The 26,213-nt window shown below is 57.4% G+C and carries 25 protein-coding genes; 6 read left to right on the top strand and 19 right to left on the bottom strand.

Annotation, left to right across the window (positions count from 1 at the left end; translation table 11 throughout):
- Positions 1-59: 59 nt before the first annotated feature.
- Genes dagF through OWK27_RS18440 form a run of 8 tightly spaced genes read right to left on the bottom strand, consistent with a single transcriptional unit; the run spans position 60 to position 5,541 of the window.
- Entirely contained in the window at positions 60-800 is a 741-nt protein-coding gene (gene dagF / locus OWK27_RS18475) for a 2-dehydro-3-deoxy-phosphogluconate aldolase (protein ID WP_267590943.1), read from the bottom strand.
- On the bottom strand, positions 797-1,915 hold the full coding sequence (locus OWK27_RS18470; RefSeq protein WP_267590942.1) for a DgaE family pyridoxal phosphate-dependent ammonia lyase: 1,119 nt from the start codon (positions 1,913-1,915) through the stop codon (positions 797-799). The genes dagF and OWK27_RS18470 overlap by 4 nt, the downstream gene beginning before the upstream one ends.
- Positions 1,899-3,032 carry an amidohydrolase/deacetylase family metallohydrolase gene (locus OWK27_RS18465; protein WP_267590941.1) on the bottom strand — a complete coding sequence of 378 codons (1,134 nt, stop codon included), beginning with the start codon at positions 3,030-3,032 and terminating at the stop codon, positions 1,899-1,901. Before OWK27_RS18465 ends, OWK27_RS18470 begins: the two co-directional genes overlap by 17 nt.
- 42 nt (positions 3,033-3,074) lie before the next feature.
- Complete coding sequence (locus OWK27_RS18460; protein ID WP_003856081.1) at positions 3,075-3,716, bottom strand: DUF4310 family protein; 642 nt, start codon at positions 3,714-3,716, stop codon at positions 3,075-3,077.
- Between the two features lie 12 nt (positions 3,717-3,728).
- Positions 3,729-4,505, bottom strand: a complete 777-nt coding sequence (locus tag OWK27_RS18455; protein WP_006810337.1) for a DUF4311 domain-containing protein — start codon at positions 4,503-4,505, stop codon at positions 3,729-3,731.
- A 22-nt stretch (positions 4,506-4,527) separates the two neighbouring features.
- Entirely contained in the window at positions 4,528-4,827 is a 300-nt protein-coding gene (locus tag OWK27_RS18450) for a DUF4312 family protein (RefSeq protein ID WP_267590940.1), read from the bottom strand.
- A 2-nt stretch (positions 4,828-4,829) separates the two neighbouring features.
- Complete coding sequence (locus OWK27_RS18445) at positions 4,830-5,192, bottom strand: SFCGS family glycine-rich protein (RefSeq protein ID WP_006810339.1); 363 nt, start codon at positions 5,190-5,192, stop codon at positions 4,830-4,832.
- Positions 5,193-5,202: 10 nt separating this feature from the next.
- The gene (locus tag OWK27_RS18440; protein ID WP_086527803.1) at positions 5,203-5,541 is read right to left on the bottom strand and encodes a glycine dehydrogenase; all 339 of its coding nucleotides are present in this window, start codon (positions 5,539-5,541) and stop codon (positions 5,203-5,205) included.
- A 417-nt stretch (positions 5,542-5,958) separates the two neighbouring features.
- Here OWK27_RS18440 and OWK27_RS18435 point away from each other — a divergent pair, with 417 nt between their 5' ends.
- Positions 5,959-6,114 (top strand): Hok/Gef family protein, encoded by a 156-nt coding sequence (locus tag OWK27_RS18435; RefSeq protein WP_010427375.1) that lies wholly within the window; start codon positions 5,959-5,961, stop codon positions 6,112-6,114.
- Positions 6,115-6,183: 69 nt separating this feature from the next.
- Here the strand turns inward: OWK27_RS18435 and cybC are convergent, their stop codons facing one another.
- The gene (gene cybC, locus OWK27_RS18430) at positions 6,184-6,570 is read right to left on the bottom strand and encodes a cytochrome b562 (RefSeq protein WP_148421948.1); all 387 of its coding nucleotides are present in this window, start codon (positions 6,568-6,570) and stop codon (positions 6,184-6,186) included.
- A gap of 38 nt (positions 6,571-6,608) precedes the next feature.
- Complete coding sequence (gene pmbA, locus OWK27_RS18425; RefSeq protein WP_193354862.1) at positions 6,609-7,961, bottom strand: metalloprotease PmbA; 1,353 nt, start codon at positions 7,959-7,961, stop codon at positions 6,609-6,611.
- Positions 7,962-8,056: 95 nt separating this feature from the next.
- Here pmbA and yjgA point away from each other — a divergent pair, with 95 nt between their 5' ends.
- On the top strand, positions 8,057-8,608 hold the full coding sequence (yjgA, locus tag OWK27_RS18420) for a ribosome biogenesis factor YjgA (RefSeq protein WP_148421944.1): 552 nt from the start codon (positions 8,057-8,059) through the stop codon (positions 8,606-8,608).
- 89 nt (positions 8,609-8,697) lie between these two features.
- Here the strand turns inward: yjgA and mpl are convergent, their stop codons facing one another.
- Positions 8,698-10,074, bottom strand: coding sequence for a UDP-N-acetylmuramate:L-alanyl-gamma-D-glutamyl-meso-diaminopimelate ligase (mpl, locus tag OWK27_RS18415; protein WP_267590939.1), 1,377 nt, complete (start codon positions 10,072-10,074; stop codon positions 8,698-8,700).
- A gap of 179 nt (positions 10,075-10,253) precedes the next feature.
- Here mpl and fbp point away from each other — a divergent pair, with 179 nt between their 5' ends.
- Complete coding sequence (gene fbp / locus OWK27_RS18410; protein WP_148421940.1) at positions 10,254-11,252, top strand: class 1 fructose-bisphosphatase; 999 nt, start codon at positions 10,254-10,256, stop codon at positions 11,250-11,252.
- A gap of 38 nt (positions 11,253-11,290) precedes the next feature.
- Here fbp and OWK27_RS18405 read toward each other — a convergent pair whose 3' ends face one another.
- From OWK27_RS18405 to ytfQ, 5 genes are all read right to left on the bottom strand, one after another.
- Positions 11,291-12,859, bottom strand: a complete 1,569-nt coding sequence (locus OWK27_RS18405) for a methyl-accepting chemotaxis protein (RefSeq protein WP_267590938.1) — start codon at positions 12,857-12,859, stop codon at positions 11,291-11,293.
- Between the two features lie 84 nt (positions 12,860-12,943).
- Entirely contained in the window at positions 12,944-13,945 is a 1,002-nt protein-coding gene (gene yjfF / locus OWK27_RS18400) for a galactofuranose ABC transporter, permease protein YjfF (protein WP_176608872.1), read from the bottom strand.
- Entirely contained in the window at positions 13,932-14,957 is a 1,026-nt protein-coding gene (ytfT, locus tag OWK27_RS18395; protein ID WP_176678660.1) for a galactofuranose ABC transporter, ATP-binding protein YtfT, read from the bottom strand. The genes yjfF and ytfT overlap by 14 nt, the downstream gene beginning before the upstream one ends.
- A 10-nt stretch (positions 14,958-14,967) precedes the next feature.
- Positions 14,968-16,470, bottom strand: a complete 1,503-nt coding sequence (ytfR, locus tag OWK27_RS18390; protein ID WP_148421933.1) for a galactofuranose ABC transporter, ATP-binding protein YtfR — start codon at positions 16,468-16,470, stop codon at positions 14,968-14,970.
- Between the two features lie 134 nt (positions 16,471-16,604).
- The gene (gene ytfQ / locus OWK27_RS18385) at positions 16,605-17,561 is read right to left on the bottom strand and encodes a galactofuranose ABC transporter substrate-binding protein YtfQ (protein ID WP_148421931.1); all 957 of its coding nucleotides are present in this window, start codon (positions 17,559-17,561) and stop codon (positions 16,605-16,607) included.
- Between the two features lie 309 nt (positions 17,562-17,870).
- On the opposite strand from ytfQ, the gene ppa reads away from it, so the two are divergent.
- The 3 genes from ppa to OWK27_RS18370 all read left to right on the top strand — a co-directional run bounded on the left by ppa (position 17,871) and on the right by OWK27_RS18370 (position 19,954).
- On the top strand, positions 17,871-18,401 hold the full coding sequence (gene ppa, locus OWK27_RS18380; RefSeq protein ID WP_006810347.1) for an inorganic diphosphatase: 531 nt from the start codon (positions 17,871-17,873) through the stop codon (positions 18,399-18,401).
- 501 nt (positions 18,402-18,902) lie between these two features.
- Positions 18,903-19,487 carry a hypothetical protein gene (locus OWK27_RS18375; protein ID WP_176608876.1) on the top strand — a complete coding sequence of 195 codons (585 nt, stop codon included), beginning with the start codon at positions 18,903-18,905 and terminating at the stop codon, positions 19,485-19,487.
- A complete protein-coding gene (locus tag OWK27_RS18370) occupies positions 19,484-19,954 on the top strand; it encodes a hypothetical protein (protein ID WP_267590937.1) in 471 nt (156 codons plus the stop codon). The genes OWK27_RS18375 and OWK27_RS18370 overlap by 4 nt, the downstream gene beginning before the upstream one ends.
- 319 nt (positions 19,955-20,273) lie before the next feature.
- Here OWK27_RS18370 and OWK27_RS18365 read toward each other — a convergent pair whose 3' ends face one another.
- Genes OWK27_RS18365 through tamA form a run of 3 tightly spaced genes read right to left on the bottom strand, consistent with a single transcriptional unit; the run spans position 20,274 to position 26,127 of the window.
- Positions 20,274-20,618, bottom strand: a complete 345-nt coding sequence (locus tag OWK27_RS18365) for a gamma-glutamylcyclotransferase family protein (protein WP_148421929.1) — start codon at positions 20,616-20,618, stop codon at positions 20,274-20,276.
- Between the two features lie 2 nt (positions 20,619-20,620).
- Positions 20,621-24,397, bottom strand: coding sequence for an autotransporter assembly complex protein TamB (gene tamB, locus OWK27_RS18360; RefSeq protein ID WP_267590936.1), 3,777 nt, complete (start codon positions 24,395-24,397; stop codon positions 20,621-20,623).
- Positions 24,394-26,127 (bottom strand): autotransporter assembly complex protein TamA, encoded by a 1,734-nt coding sequence (tamA, locus tag OWK27_RS18355; protein ID WP_267590935.1) that lies wholly within the window; start codon positions 26,125-26,127, stop codon positions 24,394-24,396. Before tamA ends, tamB begins: the two co-directional genes overlap by 4 nt.
- Positions 26,128-26,213 lie beyond the last annotated feature (86 nt).

Genomic DNA, 26,213 nt, shown 5'->3' with positions numbered 1-26,213 from the left:
GGACGATTACACCCTCTCCCCTTTGGGGAGAGGGCTGGGGTGAGGGGTAAGGTTTTGTTTTACTTTACCAGCTTCTTCGTCATCGCAAGCAGCGTACGCACGTCTTCCGGACGCGTATCGCCGCTGTCTTTGTCGATAATCGAGCTGTAGATATGCGGAATGATTTTGCTCACGCCCGCGTCCAGCGCGATCTGCAGGATCTCCTCGAAGTTATCCAGATCGATTCCCCCGGTCGGCTCCAGCCAGAAGTCGTGCCGGGCGCAGGCTTCCGCCACCGCTTTATACTCGTCGCGACACTTGAGGCCGCCCATCGGGAAGTATTTGATCGAGCTGCCGCCGAAATCCTTCAGCAGGGCAATCGCCGTTTCAACCGGCACAATGCCGTCCGGTGCCGCGCTGCTCAGCGGGCCGGTAGAGATTTTTACCATCCCGACGGTGCCGGTCGGTGAGACCAGTCCGTTGACCACGGACTCATTCTGCCCCAGCAGCGCGCGGCTGGTGGCCACGCCGGTGAAAACCTGGTTGACGTGCTGCGGCTGAACCTGGCGGGAGATTTCGCTCACCATCGCCGACTGGTTCGGATCGCCCGCGCCCAGCCCTACGGAGAGCGCATTATCAATCAGCGCCGCGTACTCACGCATATCAGCGACCGCGCTCGCCACGTCAGGATAGTTTTTGGAGAGCACGCCCACCAGCACATGGCCTTCCGCCGCCTCGTAAATGGCGCTGGCGTTGGCTTTCGAGCCTGCCAGCACGTTCAGGCAGACGCGGTCACGGTAAAAATTGGGGGTCAGTTTCATGCTTTTTTCTCCTGTCCTAATACTTCGCTAATGCGGCGGTACACGATGTTCAGCTGGTCAGCGCTCACGCTGCGCACGTCCGCTTCGATGATCCCTTCGTTGGCCTTGTAGCCACGGAAGTAAATGGCGTATTCACCCTGCTTCAGCTGCGCGACAAGCTCGCCGGTGCCGACGCCGGTGGTCGTTTCATCAAACTTAATCTCGGTGCGCGCAATGTCGCGACCGGCGCTGTCCCAGACCACGCGCGCCGTGACGCCGTTCAGGGTGTTGAGCGCGTCGATAAACGGCGTCATTTTTGCCACCATCTCCGCCCCGCTCTCTTTGGTTGCCGTCAGGTAGTGTTCGATGGCGCAGGTCAGGCCAAGGATGCCCTCTTTACCCACCTTCATGGCGCGGCCAATGCCCGCCGTCTGACGCTTCACCCATTCAACATATTGAGTTTTGCCGATCACCAGCCCGCTGGTTGGCCCTTCAATCGCCTTCGCGCCGCTGTAGATAACAAGAGAAGCGCCGGAGCGGTAGTACGCGTGCAGATCTTCTTCCGCTGCGGCATCGACGATCAGGGGCAGGTCGTGCTTACGCGCCACGACCGCCGCCTGCTCAACGCTGAGCATGCTTTTCTGCACGCAGTGGTGCGATTTGATGTAGAGGATCGCCGCGGTGCGCGGGGTGATCGCCGCCGCCAGCTGATCGGCAGAGCATTCGTTGGCGTAGCCCGCCTCCACCAGCCTGCCGCCGCCCAGCGCCACCATGGTGCCCACCGGCGCGCCGAAGTTCACGTTGTGGCCTTTCGGCAGCACGATCTCGTTGTTTTCAATCGGGGTGACGTGCAGGTTTTCCAGCAGCCAGTCGCTGTCCTTCACCAGCACTGCCGCCACGGACTGGGCAATGCCCGCCGACGCGCAGGAGACCACCGTCGCGCCCTCCACGTCCAGCAGCTTCGCGATGTATTCCCCGGTTTTGTTAACCAGATCCTTCATCTCGAAGTAGTGATTCATGCCGTCCATCGCCGCCTGCACCACCTCCGGGCGCGGCGTGGAGACGCCCAGCACCGTCATGCGGCCAGAGGTGTTAATAACCTGCTTTAAGTGGTACTTCTCATAAATCGAAGGCATGTTCCGTGCTCCCTTGTTCGGTCATGTAGCCCTTGCCCGCGCGGATCGCGGCAAGCGGCACCAGAATGTGTTCAGCCTGCAGGCTGTCGTTTTCAGCATCCGTCAGCACCGTCGGCTGGCGCTTAACGGTGAACAGCGTCAGGTCGGCGTCGAGGCCGGGCTCGATACGCCCTTTGCGCGTCAGGCGCAGGCCGTCGGCGGCGTTCGCGGTGACGCAGTCAATCACCTGCGGCAACGACATGCCGACGGCGAGGAATTTTGACATCACGCTCGAAAGCGAGCCGACCGGGCCGTTGATGCGGTTGCGGCAGTAGATATCCGAGCTGATGGTGTGCGGCAGAATGCCCATCGCGATGGCGCGTTTCGCCACTTCAAAGCTGAAGCTCGCCGTACCGTGGCCTACGTCCAGCCGCACACCGCGTTTCAGGGCGGAGGTAATGGAGGCGCGCAGCTCGCCGGAGGGCGTCAGAATGCGGTTTGGCTTGCCGTTGTAGCAGTGGGTAATGATGTCGCCGGAGCTTAACAGCTCGGCAATTTCGTCGAGGTTCGGCGGATTGTTGCCGATGTGCACCATTAGCGGCAGGTCGCCGTTCTCTTTCTGAATGGCCTTTGCGCGCTCCAGCGGGGTAATACCGTTTTCCCCCACCACGCTGCTACTCATGCGCGCCTTCAGGCCGACGATAAAATCAGGGTGGCGCTTCACCGCCTGCTTCACGGCATCGGCATCAATATTCGCCATATTGGCCAGCTCGTTCTGGGCAATCAGCCCCACGCGGGAGATATTCAGCAGGGCAAACACCTCGGTTGAGGCTTTGCGGGTGATGTCATAGAAATCGTCCACGTCGTCGGCACCGGTACTGCCCGCGTCCACCACGGTGGTGACGCCGGTGGCAATGCCGACGCTGTCCGGCTCGTCGTGGTAAATGGGGGAGTTCGGGTAGCAGTGAACGTGGGAGTCAATCCAGCCCGCGCTGACGAACACGTTACCGTTAAGCTCAACCGTTTTGCGGGCGGGAGCGTCAATTTCGCCTGTCGCGGCGATCTTCCCGTCCTGAATGGCGATATCGGTCAGGGTATCGTCGGCAAGGCGCGCACGGCGCAGGAGTAAATCAAACATAAGGTTCTCCTGATAAATCGGGCGCCGGAGCGCCCGCGGGTATTAAAGGGCGACCGGGAACAGCCAGCCCAAAATCATTGCGCCGAGGATGGCGCCACCGGTGATCGGCTTCTGCCAGATGTAGAACAGCAGCGCACCCACCAGGGAGCCGACGCCGATAGGAATGGAGGCCGTCATGGCGCTGAGGATAATCAGCGGACCGAGGAAGCGGCCGGAAGCGTTGCCCGCGCCCATCATCACGTCTGCACCGTAGGTAGAGTTACTCTGGTTGATGGTGAACTTACGCGCCAGGATGATGACGTAGCCAATCGCCAGGCCAATCACCAGGCCGGTAATCAGCGAGGCAATGAAGTTGGTCACCGGGAACATGATCCCCGCGCCCAGCAGCAGCGCCGGCACGCCGAGCCCCACGCCGGTCTGGATCGCCCCGCCGATGTCGAGGATCCCCACCAGCGAGCCTTCGATAATACGGGCGAACAGGAAGCTCGCGCCGAACGCGGCCACCGCGCCGTACACGCCGGTATCAATCCCCGCCTTCAGCATCGCCACGAAGGCCACTTCGTTAAACGCGCCGATGCCGTAGAGGTAGTACATGTGCGTCCCGGCAAACACGCCGGAGGAGAGCAGGCCAACGAAGATCGGGAACGACCAGTCGGCATACCAAAAACCTTTATTCTGTTCCATTGGAGGCTCCTGTTATTTACCGCTGAGCGAGTTGTGGATCATGTCGAGCCAGTTCGGCACCGTCAGATGGAAGGATTCGATCATCTTCATGTCGAAGCCGCGGAAGAAGCCGCTCAGCACGAACAGCAGAACGATGGCCGCCATCATCACCTTAGTGACGTGGTTCCAGCCGCTCTCTTCCACGCCTTTACCGATCAGGATCCCCAGCACCAGGCCCGGTACGGCGTTACCCATAATCAGCTGCGCCGCGCCGCCGAAGATGGTGGCCCAGAAGCCCGATTTTTTACCCGCGTCGATGGCCGCCAGCCAGAAGATCACCGGCATTACAGTGTTCACCAGCAGGTTCGCCGCCGGCACCAGCACCTTCACGGCGGTGACCTGAAGCGCGGCCGGAACGGAGGAGGCGGTAAGGTTAAGGAAGGTCACGACAATCATGCCGATGATGCCGCAGGCAATCGCCATTTTGCGGGGATCGTGCAGCGTTTCGCCGACGTTACGGTTTTTGATCATCAGTGCGGCAGCACCCCAGTTTGGGATGATGCGGTGGTCAACGTCCTGTGTGAAGGCGCCAGCGGCCACGGAAGAGGCCCAGGCGTTAAAGAAGAAGCCTAACCCAAAGGAGAAGTGGGACGCCGGATCCCCTTCGCAGGAGTTCAGCTCCCCCAACGTACGAAACGCGCCCATACCCTGAGTGGTAGGCGCATGAAACATGCGTGCAGCCCCGGCTCCAACACCGACGCCAACCAGGCCGCCAATGATGAGCGATTTTATTAATATAATTAAGAACATCAGTCTGCCCTTTTATGAATAATCAGCGTTGCGTGACGAAGTCCAACTGGTCTAGATTGATGGCGGTCACGTTGACGGTCACATCCAGCTCCACGCTGTAGGTGCGTCTTTCCCGGCGCAAAAAGAAGAACAGAAAGGCTTCTTTTCGCACCGCTTCTTGCGCCTGAACGACCTGCACATCCTGTGGCTCAATACGCAGTAAGATATGCGGTGAGGCTTTCATCACCGCGGCCTGAACGTGGTTGAGCGCGTCGGCAAAGGCGCGCGCTTTGGCGTCGCCCTTCCCCTTCACCCTCACCGTGGTTGTGAACTGTTCTTTCATGCTTATGCGCCGTATTTCTTCTGCCACGCCTGCACCAGACGCTCGCCCAGCTCTTCTTTATCCATAAAGCCAAAGCCCAGCACGTTGCAGCCTTCGTTGATGGCGGTCACGCCCTCATCCACGGAACGCATGCCGTACTTGGCCTTGTAGCCGTATTTGGTCTGGGCGGTGATGGCGCCCGCGCCGCCGCTGCCGCAGAACGAAATACCGAAGGTGGCGTTTTCCGCCTTCATTACGTCACCCAGCTTCATGTCCGCGGCCATGCCCGGTACGACAACCGCGCGCCCACCGGCTTTCTCCACGCCGGCAGCCACTTTCTGACCTTTGCCCAGGCGATCGCCAATCACGACTGTAATCTGTTCCATGTGTTGCTCCTTAAAGGTTGTCTTTCGCGACTTCGAAGTGAACGGAGAGCAGCCAGGCCTCTTCATCAGGAAGGTTGCCAAACTGCGCCACCACTTCACGGGCGAGCCGCATTGAATCGGGTGAAATTTCGTCGAACAGCTCTGCTTCAACCTCCGGCAACGGCTCGCCGGTCACGGACCGGTGCGCCATTGCGCGAACGTGGGAGGTCAGCATCTGCTCCTGTACTGCATTGGGGATGATGTTGTGCCGGGCCAGCAGGGCATAAACCTGCTGTAGCATGGTGTTCGCGAGCTGTTCAGTCTGCACCGCCTGTTCCCCAACGTCGTTCATTACCGCTCCGTTAATCACTCGTCTTACCCCGTTAATGGCTCTGGAATAAAACTAACGTTGGGAGGGAAGGGTTTGTAGCGAGTTGTTTTCCACTTCAAAGTGGAAAGGCGAGCAGCGGCAGTGATCTGTGCCACATAAATGCGGTGAATCTGGATAAAACGCTGTATTTGCGTGATGAATATCACGCTATTACGCGGCAATGGACAGGTCAGCGAAGTGGAAAAGATTACGAGCCGACTCGTAGAAATGTGACGTGGATAAGGTTTTCTTATGGGGATCCGCTAGAGTGGCGGCGGGTGCTTGAGACTGACCGTCTCAGGCATGGGACGGAAAGTGGAAAGCCCCGCCTGATAAAAAATCAGGGCGGGGGCTCGAAACGACACGTCACGACCGTGGAGTTCGCTACCTCGCCCGCTTTGAAGCAAGGAGGCATCCATGAAACGCAGAAACCCAAGTATCGGGGTTTTGATGATTATTTCTTTGACAATAATCATCTTAACGCTGGTGACGAGGAAAACACTGTGCGAGATCCGTTTTCGAAACGGCTCGCTTGAAGTGACAGCGCGGATGGAGTGTCGCTCCGGCAAGTAGGGAGCAAAGATGCGGGGGCGCTAACTGCGCCCCCGCATACGGGAAAGGACGTACAGCTCAGGCACCCAATTAACGATATTTTTTGTGATAGGTATTGCGCGTGGTGGCAAACTGCTCCGCTGCCGCCTGGGCTTCCTTCACCTTGCCTTCGTTAGCCAGCTTCAGCGCACCGTCGATCTGGCCGACCAGCACGTCAAAACCGTGACGGTAGTCTTTCATCTCGGCGCTGTCCGCCGCTTTGCTTTCCAGCTTCGGCGGCGTCGCCTTTTGCGCGTCCAGCGCCGCTTCGCGCATTTTGGTCAGGGCGTCTTTCATGTCCGCCGCATTGTCCGTTTTCTGCACAACCTTCAGGTTTTCGCTGAGAATATCCATATTGTCTTCGAGATCGGCAGCAAACGCGGACGAGCCAAGAACCAGCGTTGAAGCCGCGACGATCGCTAACAGGTGTTTACGCATTGCTCACTTCCTTTTTTATTATTAACAAAACGCTATCTTTATTGACCCGCAATTTTCATTTCGGGCAGAAGAACTGAACCACACTGTATATTGCTGCGTGTTTCAATATCGTTACCGACCGTAACGATGTTGCGCCACATGTCCTTCAGGTTACCCGCGATGGTGATTTCGCTCACCGGATACTGAATTTCGCCGTTTTCCACCCAGAAGCCCGCCGCGCCGCGCGAGTAGTCGCCGGTGATGCCGCTTACGCCCTGCCCCATCAGCTCGGTCACCACCAGGCCGGTGCCCATCTCTTTCAGCATCTGCTCAAAGCTCAGGCCCTGGCCGGCAATGCGCCAGTTGTGGATGCCGCCCGCGTGACCGGTGCTTTTCAGCCCCAGCTTGCGCGCGGAGTAGTTGGTCAGCAGCCACTGGGTCAGAATACCGTCCTTAACAATGTCGCGACGTTCGGTGCGAACGCCTTCGCTGTCGAACGGCGTGGAGGCCAGCCCTTTCAGCAGGTGCGGATGCTCTTCGATGGTCAGCCATTCCGGCAGGATCTGCTTGCCCAGCGAGTCGAGCAGGAAGGTCGATTTACGGTACACCGAGCCGCCCGCGATAGCGCCCACCAGATGGCCAAACAGGCCGGTCGCCACTTCGTTGGCAAAGATCACCGGGGCCTTCATGGTGGAAAGCTTACGCGGCGACAGGCGTGACAGCGTGCGTTCGGCACACTCTTTACCCACCCACTCCGGAGACTGCAAATCCCCCAGCGCGCGGCCGATGGTATAGGCGTAATCACGCTCCATGTCGCCGTTCTCTTCGGCGATCACGCAGCTGGAAAGCGAGTGACGGGTAGAGCAGTAGCCCTGCAGCATGCCATGTGAGTTGCCGAAGACTTTGATGCCGTAGTGGCTGTTGAAGCTGCCGCCTTCGGTATTGGTGATGCGTTTATCCGCCTGCAAAGACGCCTGTTCGGCGCGCGCGGCCAGCTCGATGGCTTCATCCGGGGTCACTTCCGCCGGGTGGAACAGATCGAGATCCGGCGCATCAAACGCCAGCAGCTCTTTATCGGCCACGCCAGCGTAAGGATCCGGGGAGGTGTAACGGGCGATATCCAGCGCCGCCTGCACCGTACGGGCGATGGCATCCGGGCTGAGATCGGTAGACGAGGCGCTGCCTTTGCGATTCTGGTGATAAACGGTGATCCCCAGCGCGCCATCGCTGTTGAATTCTACATTCTCCACTTCGCCATAGCGGGTGCTCACGCTAATGCCGGTGGTTTTGCTGACCGCCACTTCGGCGCCATCTGATTTACCTGAAGCGAGCGTCAGCGCGGTGGAGACGGCTTCTTCCAGGATCTTACGCTGCGCTTCAACTTGTGAGGTTACTTTCATCGCAAATGCCATACTGTAAGAGAGAGTTAAGTGAAGTCTAACAGAGAACCGTTTTTCAGTGCGCGTCTTAACTGGTAACATTAGCCTCTTTTTTTAAGGAGCCTGACATGACTAAGCAGCCCGAAGACTGGCTCGACGACGTTCCCGGTGATGACATCGAAGACGAAGATGATGAGATCATCTGGGTCAGTAAAAGTGAAATTAAACGTGACGCCGAAGAGTTAAAACAGCTTGGCGCAGAGATGGTCGATCTGGGTAAAAACGCGCTGGATAAGATCCCGCTCGACCAGGATCTGCGCGATGCCATTGAACTGGCACAGAAAATCAAGAAAGAAGGGCGTCGCCGCCAGCTTCAGCTTATCGGTAAACTGCTGCGTCAGCGCGACGTAGAGCCGATCCGTCAGGCGCTGGACAAGCTGAAAAACCGCCACAACCAGCAGGTTGCGCTGTTCCATAAGCTGGAGCAGATCCGCGATCGTCTGATTGAACAGGGCGATGACGCCGTACCTGAAGTGCTGAACCTGTGGCCGGATGCCGACCGCCAGCAGCTGCGTTCGCTTATCCGTAACGCGAAGAAAGAGAAAGAAGGGAATAAGCCGCCGAAGTCTGCGCGTCTGATTTTCCAGTATCTGCGCGAGCTGTCCGAGAACGGCGAATAATCTGTTTCCCTCACCCTGACCCTCTCCCCAAAGGGGAGAAGGGAATTGAACAGCCTCTCCCCTTTGGGGAGAGGGCTGGGGTGAGGGGCTTACTCTGCTACCGCTTCCGCTTTCTTCGCCAGACCGTCCAGCAGTTTCTGATGAATACCACCAAACCCGCCGTTGCTCATCACCAGAATGTGATCGCCAGGCTGTGCCGCTTTCACCACCATATCCGCTAATACATCCACGTCCGCACTCCAGTGTGCAGGCTGAATGCAGGCGTCGGCCACTTCAGCCACCTGCCACGGAATATGCTGCGGCTGCAGCAGGAAGACTTCGTCGGCACGCCCCAGGGACGGCGCGAGATCGTCCTTGCAGATACCCATTTTCATGGTGTTTGAACGCGGTTCCAGCACCGCCAGAATGCGCGCGGTGCCGCCAACCTTGCCGCGTAACGCCGCAAGCGTCGCCAGAATAGCGGTTGGGTGGTGCGCAAAATCGTCATACACCGTGACGCCATTCGCTTCGCCGCGCAGCTCCAGACGGCGGCGGGCGTTGATAAACGTCCCCAGCGCATTGGCGGCATCCGCAGGCAGTACGCCCACATGACGCGCCGCAGCGATCGCCATCAGGCCGTTGTGCATGTTGTGCTCGCCCACCAGGCTCCACTTCACCTCACCCACTTTCTCACCGTCGAGCAGCACTTCCCACTCGGATGCATCCGCGTTGAGCTTTTTCGCCTGCCAGTGGCCCTGCTCGCCCACCAGCTCCTGCTCGCTCCAGCATCCCATCGCCATGGTCTGCTTCAGGTTGATGTCGTTCTCCGGCAGGATGATGCGCCCCTGGCCCGGAACAATGCGCACCAGATGGTGGAACTGTTTCTGGATCGCCTTCAGGTCGTCAAAGATGTCAGCGTGATCGAACTCAAGGTTGTTGAGGATCAGCGTGCGCGGGCAGTAATGCACAAATTTGGAACGCTTGTCGAAGAATGCGCAGTCGTATTCGTCCGCTTCAATTACAAAGAACGGGCTGCCACCCAGACGCGCGGAGACGTCGAAATTCCCCGGCACGCCGCCGATCACAAAGCCCGGCTTGTAGCCGCAGGCTTCGAGGATCCAGGTCGCCATTCCGGCGGTAGTGGTTTTGCCGTGCGTACCGGCAACGGCGATAACCCAGCGGTCGCGCAGGACGAAATCATGCAGCCACTGCGGGCCAGACATGTACGGAATATTGCGTTCCAGCACCGCCTCAACGCATGGATTTCCACGGGTCATGGCGTTACCCACGATCACCAGATCCGGCTGCGGCTCCAGCTGGCTGGCGTCATATCCCTGAATCAGAGAGATACCCTGCTTCTCCAGCAGCGTGCTCATCGGCGGATACACATTGGCGTCCGAACCCGTCACTTCATGGCCCAGCGAGCGCGCCAGCATTGCCAGTCCGCCCATGAAAGTGCCACAAATCCCCAATATATGAATGCGCATACGTCACTATCCTTCTTCAATGTGGCGCACATTTTACCCGCATGTCAGCGGCTGTGAAACGCATTTCAGGTAAATCCGTATTTTGCTGGCGCGATTCACCTCTGCGCTAATATTTGAATGTTTGTTAAGATTGTTGGACATCAACCGCTTTACTCAACATAAGATGCAGGGAAAGTGTTATGAAAACGTTAGGTGAATTTATTGTCGAAAAGCAGCACGAGTTCTCTCATGCTACGGGTGAGCTCACTGCTTTGCTGTCGGCAATAAAGCTGGGCGCTAAGATCATCCACCGTGATATCAACAAGGCCGGTCTGGTCGATATCCTGGGTGCCAGCGGTGCCGAGAACGTTCAGGGTGAGGTTCAGCAGAAACTCGACCTGTTCGCCAATGAAAAACTAAAAGCAGCACTGCGCGCGCGCGACATCGTTGCGGGTATCGCCTCTGAAGAAGAAGATGAGATCGTCGTTTTCGAAGGGTGTGAACACGCGAAATACGTTGTTCTGATGGATCCCCTGGACGGCTCCTCCAACATCGACGTTAACGTTTCTGTCGGTACCATTTTCTCTATCTACCGCCGCGTCACGCCTGTTGGCACGCCGGTGACGGAAGAAGACTTCCTGCAACCGGGCAGCAATCAGGTCGCGGCCGGTTACGTGGTATATGGCTCGTCCACCATGCTGGTGTACACCACCGGATGCGGCGTTCACGCCTTTACCTACGATCCGTCGCTGGGCGTCTTCTGTCTGAGCCAGGAGCGTATGCGCTTCCCGGAGAAGGGCAACACCTACTCCATCAACGAAGGCAACTACATCAGATTCCCGAACGGCGTGAAGAAGTACATCAAATTCTGCCAGGAAGAAGATAAGGCTACCCAGCGCCCGTACACCTCCCGCTATATCGGCTCGCTGGTGGCGGATTTTCACCGTAACCTGCTGAAGGGCGGCATTTACCTTTACCCAAGCACCGCAAGCCACCCGGACGGGAAGCTGCGTCTGCTGTATGAATGCAACCCGATGGCGTTCCTGGCCGAACAGGCAGGCGGCAAGGCGAGCGACGGTAAAGAGCGTATTCTGGATATCGTGCCGGAAAGCCTGCACCAGCGCCGTTCGTTCTTCGTCGGCAATGACCATATGGTTGATGACGTAGAACGCATGATCCGCGAATACCCGGACGCGTAATACGCCAAAAGGGGAGCCGGGAAGGCTCCCCTTTTTCGTTATGCCGTTTGCGCCGTGAGCCTGAAAGAGGCCATGGCTTCCATCAGCTCGCGCGACTGCGCTTCCAGCGAGCGCGTGGCGGCGGTAGATTGCTGCACCAGCGCCGCGTTCTGCTGGGCGGTTTCATCCATCTGATTGACGGCAATATTCACCTGCTCAATACCCCGGCTCTGCTCCTGAGACGCGGTCGCAATTTCACGCATCAGCTTTGTCATTCGCAGCACTTCGGTGGCGATCTCGTCCATCGTCTCGCCGGCCTGCTGCGCCAGCTCGCTGCCTTCGTTCACGTGGATCTGCGAATCGCTGATAAGCGAGCGGATCTCTTTTGCGGCGTCGGCACTGCGGCTGGCGAGGTTACGCACTTCGCCCGCCACGACCGCGAAACCGCGCCCCTGCTCGCCCGCGCGCGCCGCTTCAACGGAGGCGTTCAGCGCCAGAATGTTGGTCTGGAACGCGATGCCGTCAATCACGCTCAGGATGTCGGCGATGCGCGCCGAGCTGCCGGAGATATCGCGCATCTTCTCAATCACGTAGCACACCATTTCACTGCCGCGATCGGCGGTATCGGACACCGACTTCGCCAGCTGGTGCGCCTGCCCGGCGTTGTCGGCGTTGAGTTTCACCGTGGCGGTGATCTCTTCCATGCTGGCGGCGGTCTGCTCCAGCGAGGTGGCGGTGGATTCCGTGCGTACGGCAAGATCCCGGTTTCCCGCCGTCAGCTCGCGGCTGCCGGTATCAATCTGCGAGCTGGCGTCGCGCACCCGCAGCACGGAGTCCATCAGCGACCGGCGCATCGCTTCGATCGCCGCGTTAAGGCGATTAAACTCCTGGCTCGCCGGGGCGTTCAGCGCGTGGGTTAAATCTCCGGCCGCCACGTGCTCCAGCTGGGCAATCGAGGCAGAAAGCGGCCTGAGCAGCATGTGGCGCAGCGCCAGCCAGGCCAGCACGATAATGCCTGCCGTCAGCAGCGCCGCGACAACGATCAGGATAAGCACCCGCGTTTTGCTCGCCTGCACGGCGCTCACTTCCGCTTTGCCACGCGCCTCGCTCCACGCCTGGAACGCCTGCATGTCGTTATCAAACCGCTTCGCCACCGGGATCAGCTTATTTTCCAGCAGATCGTAATAGCTGTCCGCGCTTTGCTCGTTCAGGGCTTTCAGCATCGGGTCAATACCCTGCTGGTTATAGGCCGCCAGGCTCGCGGCCACGTTATCCAGCAGCGTTTGCCCCCGTTCATCCGCTACGCCACCGTCGATCGTGCCCTTCAGCGTTTTCCGCGCCTGCGCCACTTCCTGATTAATGGTTTTGACCGCTTTTGCAGCATCGTCCAGCATGCCGATCTCCATCATGCGGACGGCCTGCCCCGCTTCGTTGCGCGCGCGCAGGATCAGGGTGTAGCCAGCGTTCAGCTGCACCATCTGTTCCCCCTGAAGGTGGTTGATGCGCTGGAGCGATGAAGAGCTTTGCGTGAGGGCATAAATGCCGATGCCGCTGACAGCCAGCAGCAGAAAGGTCATAACGGCCAGTAAAGAGAGCAAGCCGGTACGAATCGATAGCGTTTTAAGCATGATGTTATTTCCGGTAGCGAGATATTTCTGGGCATAAAGAAAGAGTATCGGCCGCTACCGGAATTTGTTTAGACTTTCAGCATGTTATCGCTCTGTTACTGATGTGTTCACACGGGTAACAGGCGAGCTCTGGCGGTTCTCCCAGAGCACCGTCAGGCCGCGCTGGAGCGCGATAAAAATAAACAGCAGGATGCCGATGGCGATTTTAGTCCACCAGGAGCTGAGCGTGCCGTCGAAGTTAATGTAGGTCTGGATCAGCCCCTGGATCGCGACGCCAAACAGCGTGCCGAGCACCGTTCCCACCCCGCCGCTGAGCAGCGTACCGCCAATCACCACCGAGGCAATCGCGTCCAGCTCGACGCCCACCCCCGCCAGCGCATAGCCCGCCTGGGTATAGATCGAGAACACGATACCCGCCAGCGTCGCCAGCCCGGTCGAGAGCATGTAGATGCGGATGGTGGTGCTGCGCGTCGACACCCCCATCAGGTTCGCTGACGTAGCGCTGCCGCCGATGGCGTAAACCTGATTACCAAACCGGGTACGGCGGGCAAGCAAGATGCCGATTGCCACGACACCCAGCATCAGCAGCCCCATGGCGCTCAGTCGACCGCCGCCGGGGATTTTCCACGCCAGGCTGGAGAGCGTGTCGTAGATAGGATGGTTAATCGGAATCGACTCCTCCGACACCAGATAGCTTACGCCGCGCAGGAAGAACATCCCGGCGAGGGTGATGATAAACGCCGGGATTTTCAGCGCGTCGATTAAAAGCCCCATAAAGGCGCCGAACGCGCAGCCCATAGCCAGCACCAGCGGGAAGGCCAGCAGCGGCGAGATCCCCCAGTAACCAATCGCTTTGGCAAGAAACACGCCGGTAAAGGCGATCACTGACCCGACGGAGAGATCGATCCCACCGGAGAGGATCACAAACGTCATGCCGACGGCAATAATCCCAAGAAACGCGTTATCGGTCAGAATGTTGCAAATCACCCGCGTTGAGGCAAAGCCCGGAAACTGGGTCAGGCAGTAAAGGTAGCCCAGCACGAACACGCCCAGCGTGATCGTTAACGGTAAATTACGTTTTATCATGACCGCGGATCCCCTTAATGAGAGTGATAAAGCGCGGCGACTGCACGATAAGTACAATAAGCACCACGACCGCCTTGACGACCTGATTAAGCTCCGGCTGGAACCCGGAGAGCAAAATCCCGGTGTTCATGCCCTGAATAATCAGCGCCCCCACCACCGAGAGCAGGAGGTTGAAACGCCCGCCCATCAGCGACCCGCCGCCGATAACCACCGCGAGGATCGCGTCCAGCTCCAGCCAGAGTCCGGCGTTGTTGGCATCCGCCCCGCGAATATCTGCCGCCACAATCACCCCGGCAATTGCGGCACAGACGCCGCTCAGCACGTAGGTCAGCATCACCATCAGCCGTGTATTTACCCCGGCGTTTTTCGCGGCCCGGATGTTAATCCCGACCGCTTCGATGAACATGCCAAGCGCCGTTTTGCGTGTGAAAAGCCAGAACACCACCAGCGTTACCAGGGCGACAATCACCGGCGTCGGGAAGAACAGAAAATTACCGCTGCCGATCCACGCCAGGCCCGGAGAGTTAAAGGTGACGATCTGCCCGGAGGTGATAAGCTGCGCCACGCCGCGTCCGGCCACCATCAAAATCAACGTCGCGACAAACGGCTGGATCTTGAGAACCGCGACCAGAATGCCGTTCCACAGCCCGGCCAGTACTCCAGAGCCCAGCGCGGCGAGCAGGACTACCGGCAGGCTGTGCCCGGCGACGGTCATCGAGGCGGCGGTAGCGCCCGCTATCGCCATTACGGCGCCAACGGAGAGGTCAATGCCGCCGGTGGCAATCACCAGCGTCATCCCAATCGCCAGCAGCGCCACGGGCGCGGCACGGTTTAAGATGTCGACAGGGCTGCCAAACAGGCGGCCATCCTGCACGACGATCTGAAAGAAGTGCGGAGCCACCAGGCTATCCACCAGCAGCACCAGCAGCAGCGCCGCGATTTGCGGCGTGCCGGTCGGCCAGCTGAAGCGGCGCTTCGCTTCGCCGGTTTGCGAAAGAGAACGGGACATCACATGTGACTCCTTACGCCGCGATGGCATTCATGATCGCCGGAACGGACAGTTCATCCAGCGGGATCTCCGCCACCTGCCTGCGATCGCGCATGATGATGACGCGATCGGCATAGCCAACCAGCTCCTCCAGCTCCGACGAGATGACCAGCAGCGCCAGGCCGTCGGCGCACAGCGTTTCGATAAGCCGGATGATTTCGGCGTGCGCGCCCACGTCGATGCCGCGCGTTGGCTCGTCGAGGATCAGGAACTGCGGTTTGGTCAGCAGCCAGCGAGAAAGCAGCACCTTCTGCTGGTTGCCGCCCGACAAAAACTCGATGGGCTGCTCAGCGCTCGGGGTACGAATGCCGAGCTGTCGGATAAAGCGCTCGGCAATGGCGTTCTGCTCTTTACGCGGGATCGGCCGCAGCCAGCCGCGCTGGGCCTGCAGGGCCAGAATAATATTTTCACGCACCGAGGCCGCCGCAATAATGCCGTCCGTTTTCCTGTCTTCCGGGCAGAAGCCCACTCCCAGACACGACGCCTTATGCGGCGAACGCAGCGTTTGCGGTTTGCCTTTGATCAGCGCCGTTCCGCTGTCGGCGGGTTTGATCCCGAAGATCACCTCGGCAGTTTCGGTGCGGCCAGAGCCTAACAGCCCCGCCAGCCCCACAATTTCACCGGGGCGCACCTCCAGGTTAAACGGTGCGATAGTGCCTTTTTTGCCGTAGTCGTGAAACGCGGCGACCGGTTTTTCGCTCAGCAGCGTCCGGCCCGCACGCTGGAGCGCGTTGGCCTCCAGCTCCCGGCCCAGCATCATTTTAACCAGCTCAATCTGCGGCAGCTCGCGGGTTTCGCGGCAGCCAACAAAGCTGCCGTTGCGCAGCACCGTAATGCGATCGCTTACCTCGTAGACCTGATCGAGAAAATGGGTAACGAAAATCAGGCTCACGCCCTGATTGCGCAGCTGGCGCATCAGGGTAAAAAGCATCTCCACTTCCTGGGTATCGAGGCTGGCGGTGGGTTCATCAAGGATCAGCACTTTCGCCGAGAGATCGATGGCGCGGCAGATCGCGACGATCTGCTGCATCGCCACGGAAAAGCGGTTCAGCGGCTCGCGCACGTCGAGGGAGAAGCCGTAAGATTCCATCAGCTTCGCCGCGCGGGCTTCCATCTCCTTGCGGCGCAGCAGCCCAAAGCGCCTGGGCTCGCGGCCAATAAACAGGTTATCCGCCACCGACATGTTCGGCAGCAGGTTCACTTCCTGGTAGACCGTTCCGATCCCCAGCTGCTGCGCGTGGGCAGTATTTTTTGGCGAAATGGCGTTGCCTTCCAGCCAGATGGTGCCGCGATCGGCGTGATACACCCCGGTCAGGGCTTTGATCAGCGTCGATTTCCCCGCGCCGTTTTCGCCGAGCAACGCCATGATCTCCCCGCGCCGCAGGCTAAAATCAACGTTATCCAGCGCCTTAACGCCCGGGAAGAATTTACTCAGGCCCTCTGTGCGGAGGATTTCCTGGTGTTGTTCAGTGGTCATGGTTTCCCCCTCACCCTGACCCTCTCCCCGGAGGGGAGAGGGGATTGATCGTGCCAACTGTTAATATTCAGCTCCGCCCTGCCTTTCCCCCTCTCCCCTCCGGGGAGAGGGCTGGGGTGAGGGGGGGTCAGAGCTTAGTAGCCCATATTTTTCTTCTTCTCTAACTCTTCTTTCGCCGTATCCGGCAGGTAGAGCGTGGATTTGGTGACCGTCACTTTTTCAGGCATCGTGCCGTCTTTCTTGAATTTCTCCAGCGCATCGAATGCCGGGCCCGCCATGTTTGGCGTCAGCTCGACGCTGGCGTTCGCTTCACCGTCAATCATCGCTTTATAGATGTCCGGCACGCCGTCGATAGAGCCGGTGAGAATATCTTTGCCCGGCTTCAGGCCCGCTTCTTTGATGGCCTGGATAGCGCCGATGGCCATGTCGTCGTTGTGGGCGTAAACCATGCAGATGTTTTTGCCGTTATTTTCAGCTTTGATGAAGCTCTCCATAACCTCTTTGCCCTTGCTGCGGGTAAAGTCGCCGGACTGAGAGCGGACGATCTTAATATTTGGCGCACTGGCAATAGCCTCCGCAAAGCCTTTCTTACGGTCGATAGCCACGCTCGCGCCGACGGTGCCCTGCAGCTCAACCACGTTACACGGCTTGCCATCCACCTGCTTCACCAGCCATTCACCAATCAGCTTGCCTTCGAGAACGTTATCGGCGGTGACGGTGGTCATATAGAGAGATTTGTCTTTTACGTCGATGGAACGGTCAAGCAGGAAGACTGGAATTTCAGCATCTTTGGCTTCCTTCAGAACCGGCTCCCAGCCCGTGGCGACAACCGGGGCGATAAAGATCGCATCCACGCCCTGGGCGATAAAGGAGCGTACCGCTTTAATCTGGTTCTCTTGCTTTTGCTGACCATCGGCGATTTTGAGCGTAATACCGCGTTTTTCAGCTTCACTTTTCGCCACGTTAGTTTCAGCGGCGCGCCAGCCGGATTCAGATCCGACCTGCGAAAATCCAACGGTTAACGGTGCGGCCATCGCCATAGACGACATGGCTGCCGAAACTGCTGTAACAAGAAGTAAGCGCTTCCACATATGAACGTCCTCGTAGGGTAGGTTATTGTTGGTTAAAAGATGTTCCGCGGTTGAACTATAGCCAATCGAATATGTTACGGATTGCGTTACATCACACTTCAGAAAAGTGAATAAAACGTTAATCACAAGTTTGTAATCGCTTTCATTTCAACATTTAAAATGCGGCTGAGTTTATGGATTATCCTGTCATGGAAACGGTCCGAAAAGTGACGGGAGGAGGGAGAGAAGACGAAAACAGGCGGAGACTTTCAGCGCCAGTTGGCTATAATACTTGCCACTTGTTTACCATCCATTTTAAAGGACACCGACATGAGCTTACTCAACGTCCCAGCGGGTAAAGAACTGCCAGAAGACATCTACGTGGTTATCGAAATTCCGGCCAACGCAGATCCAATCAAATACGAAATCGACAAAGACACCGGTGCGCTGTTCGTTGACCGTTTCATGTCTACCGCCATGTTCTATCCATGCAACTACGGCTACATCAACCACACCCTGTCTCTGGACGGTGACCCGGTTGACGTGCTGGTCCCAACGCCGTACCCACTGCAGCCAGGCTCCGTCATTCGCTGCCGCCCGGTTGGCGTGCTGAAAATGACCGACGAAGCGGGTGAAGATGCGAAGCTGGTTGCCGTACCGCACACCAAGCTGAGCAAAGAGTACGATCACATTAAAGATGTGAACGACCTGCCAGAGCTGCTGAAAGCGCAGATCGCCCACTTCTTCGAGCACTACAAAGACCTCGAAAAAGGCAAATGGGTTAAAGTTGAAGGTTGGGATAACGCAGAAGCTGCGAAAGCAGAAATCATCGCGTCTTTCGAACGCGCTGCTAAGAAGTAATTCTTACCGCTGATGCTAAGCCCCGCGCGTCGGGGCTTTTTTATGGCTGGCGCCTGGCTTAAGGTGAAGCGCGTTCATCACAACATCAGGAAAGCCATACCGGCACTGCTTTGCCTGGTAATACGCATCGACACCTCCAGAGTCATAGAAAATATAATTCATACGATGCGAATGAAGTTACGCTCTTAAAACAGCCACATACCAGCAGAAAGATATACGAGAAAAAATTACGAAGCATGCTCGTCGTTAAAAATATTACAAAAATGCATTTCACATTTTTTGTGATACTTCCCACGTAACTTCTCCAAAGAGCACAGCGTAAGTATCGACTGTGGTATCAGAGGCAGGACAGGCTCGCTAAGAATATTCTTAATTTTGGGAGTGTAAATAGTAAAACTGTAGAGAGCCCTATCATAAATGGTGGGAAATAGTTGAATGAATGTGTCATGAGTAACATACTGTTTTAATAATACATAAAGCTTTCTCTTCCACAGGTTCACTATGTCATCCATTAACATTGATGTTGCCCGCCCTACTGGGATTTATTTTATCATTGAACGGCTGTATTCCCGTGATGGCCTTATGCCTTCTTTTGGGGAAATCAGCCCCTCTTTAACACAGGTACACCGTACTGTCATTCAGCTAAAACGTAAGCAAGACATGTTCATGGATGGCGTTAAGGTTACACCTAAAGATATAACCCTTTGGCAACAGATAAAATACCTTACGGGTTCAAAAGTCACGACTAAAGATACAGAAACGCTAGTGTATACCACCGATTTTATCGGCTCCCTTGTTGCCACAACACCGTTAGGCAATATTGAGCTTGAAAATATTCCTCGTTTCCTCACAACAGAGTCTATCCACTCCCTGCCACAGGCGGTGAGTTATGGCCGTGATCCCATACCACACGTTCTACTTTATGGTCGTAAGGATATTGTCTTTTTTATGGATAATGGTGGAAAAGGTACGCCAACCGCTATTGCAAAATATAATCATAATACGCGTGATCTTGCCATAATCAAAGATCAGCTAGAAGCCAGTAAAACAATGAAAGAACTGCTCTCAAAAGGAGCAAGACTATGAGTAATAAAAGTCATATTGTAAGTTTAATCATCCTTATTATTACCGCTTTTATCTTCGGCAGAAGCACGTATATTGATTATCTGGCATGGTATTATGGGAGCAATGATTTACTATTTAAAGAAATCACCCCCTCATTAGTATCCAGTTTATTTAACGGCCTGTATTTCGCTTTGTCAGCATGTATCATTTACGGGTTACTCACTCTTTTAAAAAGAATCCCTAAAAATATCGTAGTTTCTTGTCTGCTTCAGTTCTGTATTAACATTGGGCTATATACCCTTTTCGTTGCAGTAGATAGAGGATATAGTAAATTGCATACATTAGGCCCGGGTGCTACTGACATTACCTACGGCTATTTTTTAGGGGCGTTGCTGACGAGCACTCTCCTGACCGTCGCGATCGTGAGCGTAATACATGCTAAGTTTCTTTCTTCGAAGCATAAAGATGGGCTACATAAAGGCGTTTGACTGCTACGGCAAAGACAGCAAAGGGCAGTATCTCTGCATCATGGCGTTCCAGCTTGCCTGGTTTATGTGTTACTTATGGATCCCTTATCGAAGCGATTATGCGATTCTGCTGTTTTTACTGTTCTTTCTGCCCGTCATTTCAAGCAATACGCGGTGCATAAACTACTATGGCCGTTCACGCTCGCTGTGTTTGTTATGGCTTATTGCCCCGTACATCATGCTGTTCGTTCCTCTGTTTTTAACCCGGCGCAGGGCAGGGATACAGAACAGAGCTGAATGAATAAAAAACAACGCCACCTTACGGTGGCGTTGTCGTTTTTCAGTACTGGTCTCTGTCTAACCAGTTACCGCTTTCAATCAGCCTTAACCCGTCAACCGAACGTTGGTACACGTACATCCATGCACTGCCGTAAGGCGTCTGGATCAGCTGGCGAGCGTATTCACCGCCCCTGGTGCGCAAGGCATCAAGTTCGGCCAGCGTAGCATTATCAATACGATAAACTTCACCCTGTACCGTTCCGTTCCCCGGAACCGCGCCTGGATAGTGGCCCAGACTGTACAACTGGTAGTTTTCGATTGTGTAATTTCCCAGCAACTGGGCGTTGGTCATCCAGTGGCTGTTGCCTTGCTTGGTTCGTAAACTGCCGTAAACAAATATTCGCATTGCTAAAACTCAAACTGATAGAGCAGATCAAGTGCCTGGTCTACGCCGGACACTGCTTCCAGATATAGCTTAGGCATCAGGCGATAACGTAACGTGAGTGTAGCCAGCGAGTCAAAGATCCCCACGCCATATTTTACCTGCAGACCCGGCAGTACATAGCCGCTGACCACTACCTGCGAAGAGTCACCCACGCCCTGAGTGTCCAGCGCCAGATTGCTTACGCCAAACGTCTCGCCGATTTTACCCACAACCTGACCACTTTGTGCAACCCCCAGACCGACTAACATTGACGTCATTGCCGCGCCATCGCCCTGCTGGCTATCCAGACCCTGACCGCGCAGCAGGTACGAGAGCGCTTCCTGTTGCGACATGGCCGGGTCTGAGAAGATTTCAGCCTTAGGTTCGTCGGCGGAGCCGGTAACGCGCACGCCCGCAATCACGTCATCTTCGGTGGCGTCCGGGTTACGAATCGCCTCAATGTTAAGGACCGGCTGATCCGGCGGACCGGAGAACAGCAGCTCGCCTTTACGCACTATCAAATCCTGGCCGTAGGCATGGAAGCGCCCTTCAGGAATATTGATTTGCCCGTTCAGGCCAAGCCCCTGCTGATCCTGCGCCACTTTCAGATCGCCCGTGAGCCTCGCCTTCAGCCCAAACGCGTCCAGACGCACGTTATTCCCCACGTGCACGATAAGATTACTATTGATCGGTATGCCGGCGCTCTTCTGTTCAAGAGGTTTCAGATTTTCATCGAGCATCACTTCATCACTGGAGACGCCGACCGCGCTTTCCGGCACCTCGTGCACGACGATGCGCGCCCACGGCACGTCAACGCGGCCATCCAGCGTGAAGAGACTTGGCGTCGCCTCAAAGACCACGTCTGGCGACACGTCCAGCCGCACCATCGGCGGTACCGTGATGCGAACCCTGCTGCCCTTGGCCGCAATACGGGCGCGCCAGTTGTCGAGCTGGCTCCAGTCTGCATCACCGCTCAGGTTAATTTGCCCCTGCTGCGTCAGCACTGAACCGCTGAGGGTTGAGCTCTGGCCGTTAAAGTTCATCGCAAGCTGGCTTGGCTGCATATCGAACGGCATAAAGTTACCGTCGATATCCACACCGTTTAACCGCATCTGGCCGAACAGTTGCGGGCTTTGCGCATCCCCCGTCAGGCGCAGGTTGGCGCTGAGCATCCCCGCCGCCTTTTCCCCGCGCGAGAAAATCGGGTTCACCATCGCCAGGTTGAAGTTGCGAATATTGACGCTGCCGCCAAGATTGCGTCGGCCCTGCGGATCGGTGATTTGCACCTGTCCGTCAAGCTGGCCGTTGTTGGTCAGGCGGATTAGCCATCCCAGCTCTGCACGGTTGTTACGCAGGTCGGCATTCAGGTTCAGGGTGTCGAACGCCACGGGCAGCGGCGCGTCATTGACCTCCTGCGTCACCTTCACGTTACGCCCGGAGAGCGTAACGCTACCCTGCGGCAGCCCCTCTTTGGTGGTGTCCCACGCCACGTCCGCTTTACCGCTAAAGACGCCGCTGGCCTGAGTGGTTTCCGGCATAAACGGTTTCAGCATTGCCAGGTCGAAACGGTTGAGGTTGATCTGCGCGCGCCCTTCCGCCCCCGCATCAATGGTCTGCGGCACGCACAGCTCGGCATTCGGGTTGGTCCAGCAGTGTGGCCCAATGCTGATCTTTTGCTCCGCATTGCGATAGTCCAGCGCGACAGAGCGTGACAGCACCAGCGGCCCTACCGGCGTGCTGAAGCGGGTGTTATCCAGCACGCCTTTCCAGCGCGTCGCTTTACGGTCAAAACTGCCTGCCAGGTGGAGCTGGCCGGAGACCGGCTCGCCCTGCACGCGCAGCTGGAGATCGTGCTGCTTTTCGTTACCTTTGGCCGCCAGCGTCACCAGGCTGATGTTCACGTCAGGCTGGGAGATACGCTCCACGCGCAGGTCCAGGTTTCCGCCAATCTGATCGGTGGACTTCACGTCGCCGTCGACCCGCACGCGGGCGATGGAGAGCTCCTGCCAGCGCAGGTTATTGGCGGTGATGTCTGCCAGCAGCTGCGGCGCTTCCACCGTACCGCGAACCTTCACTAACCCCTTCGCCGTGCCGCCCAGCCCAGGCAGGGCGTTATCAAGATTCGGCGCGTCGATGGTGGCATCCAGATTCAGGTCTTTCACCCCCAGCTCGCCCTTAATGTCCGCCGTGTTGCGGCCGAGCGCCACGTGCAGGCCCGGGATCACCCACTGGAGATAGCTGTTGCCCTTAACCGAACCTTCGACCTTGACCTTGTTCTGCTTCACGTTGCCGGTGAGCCTGATCTCCGGCACGTCCATCTGCCAGGTGCCGCCGTACAGGCTGCCGCGGGTTTTGATCAGACCATCCAGTTTTGACGGCCAGTCCGGCACCTCTTTGGCGGTGTTGATGCCGGTCAGCTTCAGCTCGCCGCGCCAGCTGATCGCCTGCTGCCAGTCGAGCAGCGCGGTCAGCTCGGTTTTCCCTTCCAGCGCCGCTACGGTCAGCTTGTCGAGGTTAACCTGCAGCTCGTTGCCCTTCGCATCAAGGGTGATATCGGCGGGAGGTACCCCCTGCCCTTTCACTGCCGTACGGAACGACAGCGTGTAGTCGGTCATTTTGCCGCTTAGCTTCAGCTTCAGATCGTCGGCCTGGAACTGTTTTTCGCCGGTGAACGGCCAGTAAAGCTGCTTGCTGACGAGCTCAAGATTGAGCGGTAAACCGGCCTCCGCCAGCCGGGTTTGCCCACGCAGCACCATATCCACCGGGCCGGAGAGATTTACGCCGAACTCCAGCTTGTCGCGCAGCGCACCGCCAACCTTCACCTTCACCTTCTCGCCCTTCAGCGGATCGATGTTCAGGGCGCTGTTAAGCGTGATATCCACCGGCCAGCTGTCGCGCAGCAGCGCGTTGCCTGAGGCGTTCACCGAGCCCTGGTTAGTGTCGATATCCAGCGCGTCGAGCTTCATGTTGCCGTCGATGCTGCTGACCTTAAGCAGCATGTTATAGACCGTCAGATCGGTATCCCCGGTAAGACGCAGCTGCTCGCCCCTGAACGATTCGATATTGAGATTCAGCGGCAGATGCACGTCGGTCATCTCCGGCAGAACCGGTTTCGAGAAGAGCGCTTTCAGGGTTTCACCCAGCGGTTTTTCTTCCGGCTGCGGGTTCTGGATCTTCGGCTCAACGATCTCTTCCTGCGCCACGTCAGCGACCTTCGGCAGGGCAATCAGCAGCCCCTGAAGGGAGGTTGGCGTCAGGGTGAGGTTTTTCTCCTGCCAGCGCAGGCCGGAGGTGAAGTCCATCACGGACACCGTCGTATCGTCGATTTTGATATTCACGTTGTCCAGCGCCACCCGACTGAGCGCGATCGGGTACGGCGTGGAGAGATTAAGCGGGCCGCTATCCTCTTCCTCGACCGGCGCAGACTTTGGCATTTTCTCGGAATCTATCGCCACGTTAACGTCTTTTAACGACAGATCGTTTACGCACAATTGACTATCCCGCAGGCAGCCCAGCTTCACCGCCAGATGAAACTCACCGGCGTTTACCGCCACGCCGGGCTGTTCGTAACGGATATTTTTCAGCCGCAGATCGCGCCAGCCGCCCGTCACCTGACCGATTTCAAGCCCCGGCACCCAGCGGTTCGCGGCGTTAAACAGCAGGTGCAGGCCGGTGGTGGTGCCCACCAGAAACGCCACCGCACCAAGCAGCAATACGATAAAAATCAGCACTCCGAGGCTTATTTTCTTCCATAAACTCATAATTCAGGCCCCAGACCGATGTAAAACTGTAAACCGTGTTCGTCTTTGTCACCCACCGGAACGGCGAAATCGAGCTTGATCGGCCCGACCGGTGACTGCCAGCGCACGCCCACGCCCGCGCCGGTTTTGAAATCGCTGCGGCGGATGTCGTTCACCGCTTCACCACCGTCGACAAACATGGCGCCCCACCATTTGCCGCTGACGTTGTACTGGTACTCCAGCGAGCCGGTCGCCAGCTTAGATGCCCCGGTCAGCTGCCCTTTTTCGTTTTCAGGCGAGATCGATTTGTACTTATACCCGCGAATGCTGCGGTCGCCCCCGGCGAAGAAGCGCAGATCCGGCGGAACGCGCTCAAAGTCGCCGGTTTCAATCCAGCCGAGGTTGCCGCGAACCACGAAGCGGTGTTTGTCGTACAGGGTGCGGATCCAGACGTTCTGCGCCTGTACCACCGAGAAGTCCACGTCCGATCCCCAGGCCGTATTGGAATAATCGATGGAGTAGCGCTGCGAATCGCCCCAGGTTGGCATCAGGCCGCCGCGCGAGCGGGTACGGCTGATCATCACCCCCGGATAAAGCAGCATGGTGGTGTTGGTGACGTTTGCCTGGGTAAAGTGGTCGAGGCTCCAGCGCAGGTTGATGGCGCGCTGCCAGCCGCTGGAGAGATCCCAGAAGCGGGATACCGCAAGCGTCGTCGAGTCCTGCTCGGTATCGTTCAAATCGGTGCGCTTAAAGCCGCCCTGAACCAGGTAATACTGCTCAAGCGGGTTTTTCAGCAGCGGCATTTTATAGCTGAAGTCCAGCTGCTGCTCGGGTGCCGAGAGGCTGACGCTGGTGGTCAGGCTGTGGCCGTAGGAGTTCATCCACGGCTTTCGCCACTGGGCTTTCACCCGTGGGCCGACATCCGTGGAGTAGCCGACACCGGTCTCAATGGTGTTCTCGGTGCGCGGAGAGACCACGCCATGCAGCGGTAAAACCTTCGTTTTACGGGACTTCTCAAACTCCGGCGCCACCACCACCGAGTTAAACCAGCCGGTGGCGGACAAACGGCGGTTAAGCTCGCCCAGATCGCTGGACTGGTAGTAGTCGCCCTTTTTGAACGGCACCAGGTTTTGCAGGTACTCTTCGCGGATCTGCGAGCCTTCGAAGGTTACGTCGCCAAACCGATAGCGCTCGCCGCTGTCGTAATCGATATCCCAGAACGCCTGACGCCGCTCCAGCGCGACGCCCAGCTGGCTTTTATTGAACTGGCTGTCGAAGTAGCCTTTGCGCAGCGAGACGCTGGTGAGCGACTTTTTAAAGCGGTCGTAATCACCGTGATTCAGGACGGTGCCCACCTTCGGGCGGGTGCTGAGCAGGTCGAGATAATCCCGATCCGTACGCGCACCGCCGCGCAGCACCACGTTTGTGCCGCCAATTAAAACGGGTTCGCCCGGCGAAACGCGGGCAATCAGCACCTGCCGCCCTTTGGCCGGCGGCGGGCGTAAATCGAAATCGATGGTGGGCTCGTAATACCCCAGCGCCTTTAGGCCCTCACGGATGGCGTCATCCACGCGCGCGCGAAAACGCCGGTCCGGCGTCACTTCGTCGCTCTGGATGGTGGAAAGCTGCGCACGCACGTTTTTTTCCAGCGCCCCGGATAGCCCCTCAACCTGCAAACGGACATTCGCCGCGCTGGCAATCCCGCTTGTCAGCATTAAACTGACCAAACATAACTGGCGGATCTTTGTCACGTTTTCTCCTGAATATCCCTGTTTCCACCCTGGAAGCAAATGCAGTGCCGCTCCGCGGCAAAATACGGCCTGGTGGCCAAAAACCC

The organism is Enterobacter cloacae complex sp. 2022EL-00788, from assembly GCF_026627565.1.
In the GTDB taxonomy this organism is placed as follows: domain Bacteria; phylum Pseudomonadota; class Gammaproteobacteria; order Enterobacterales; family Enterobacteriaceae; genus Enterobacter; species Enterobacter pasteurii.
The sequence above is the reverse complement of the archived record's forward strand: the minus strand, read 5'-3'. Positions and strand labels throughout refer to the sequence as shown.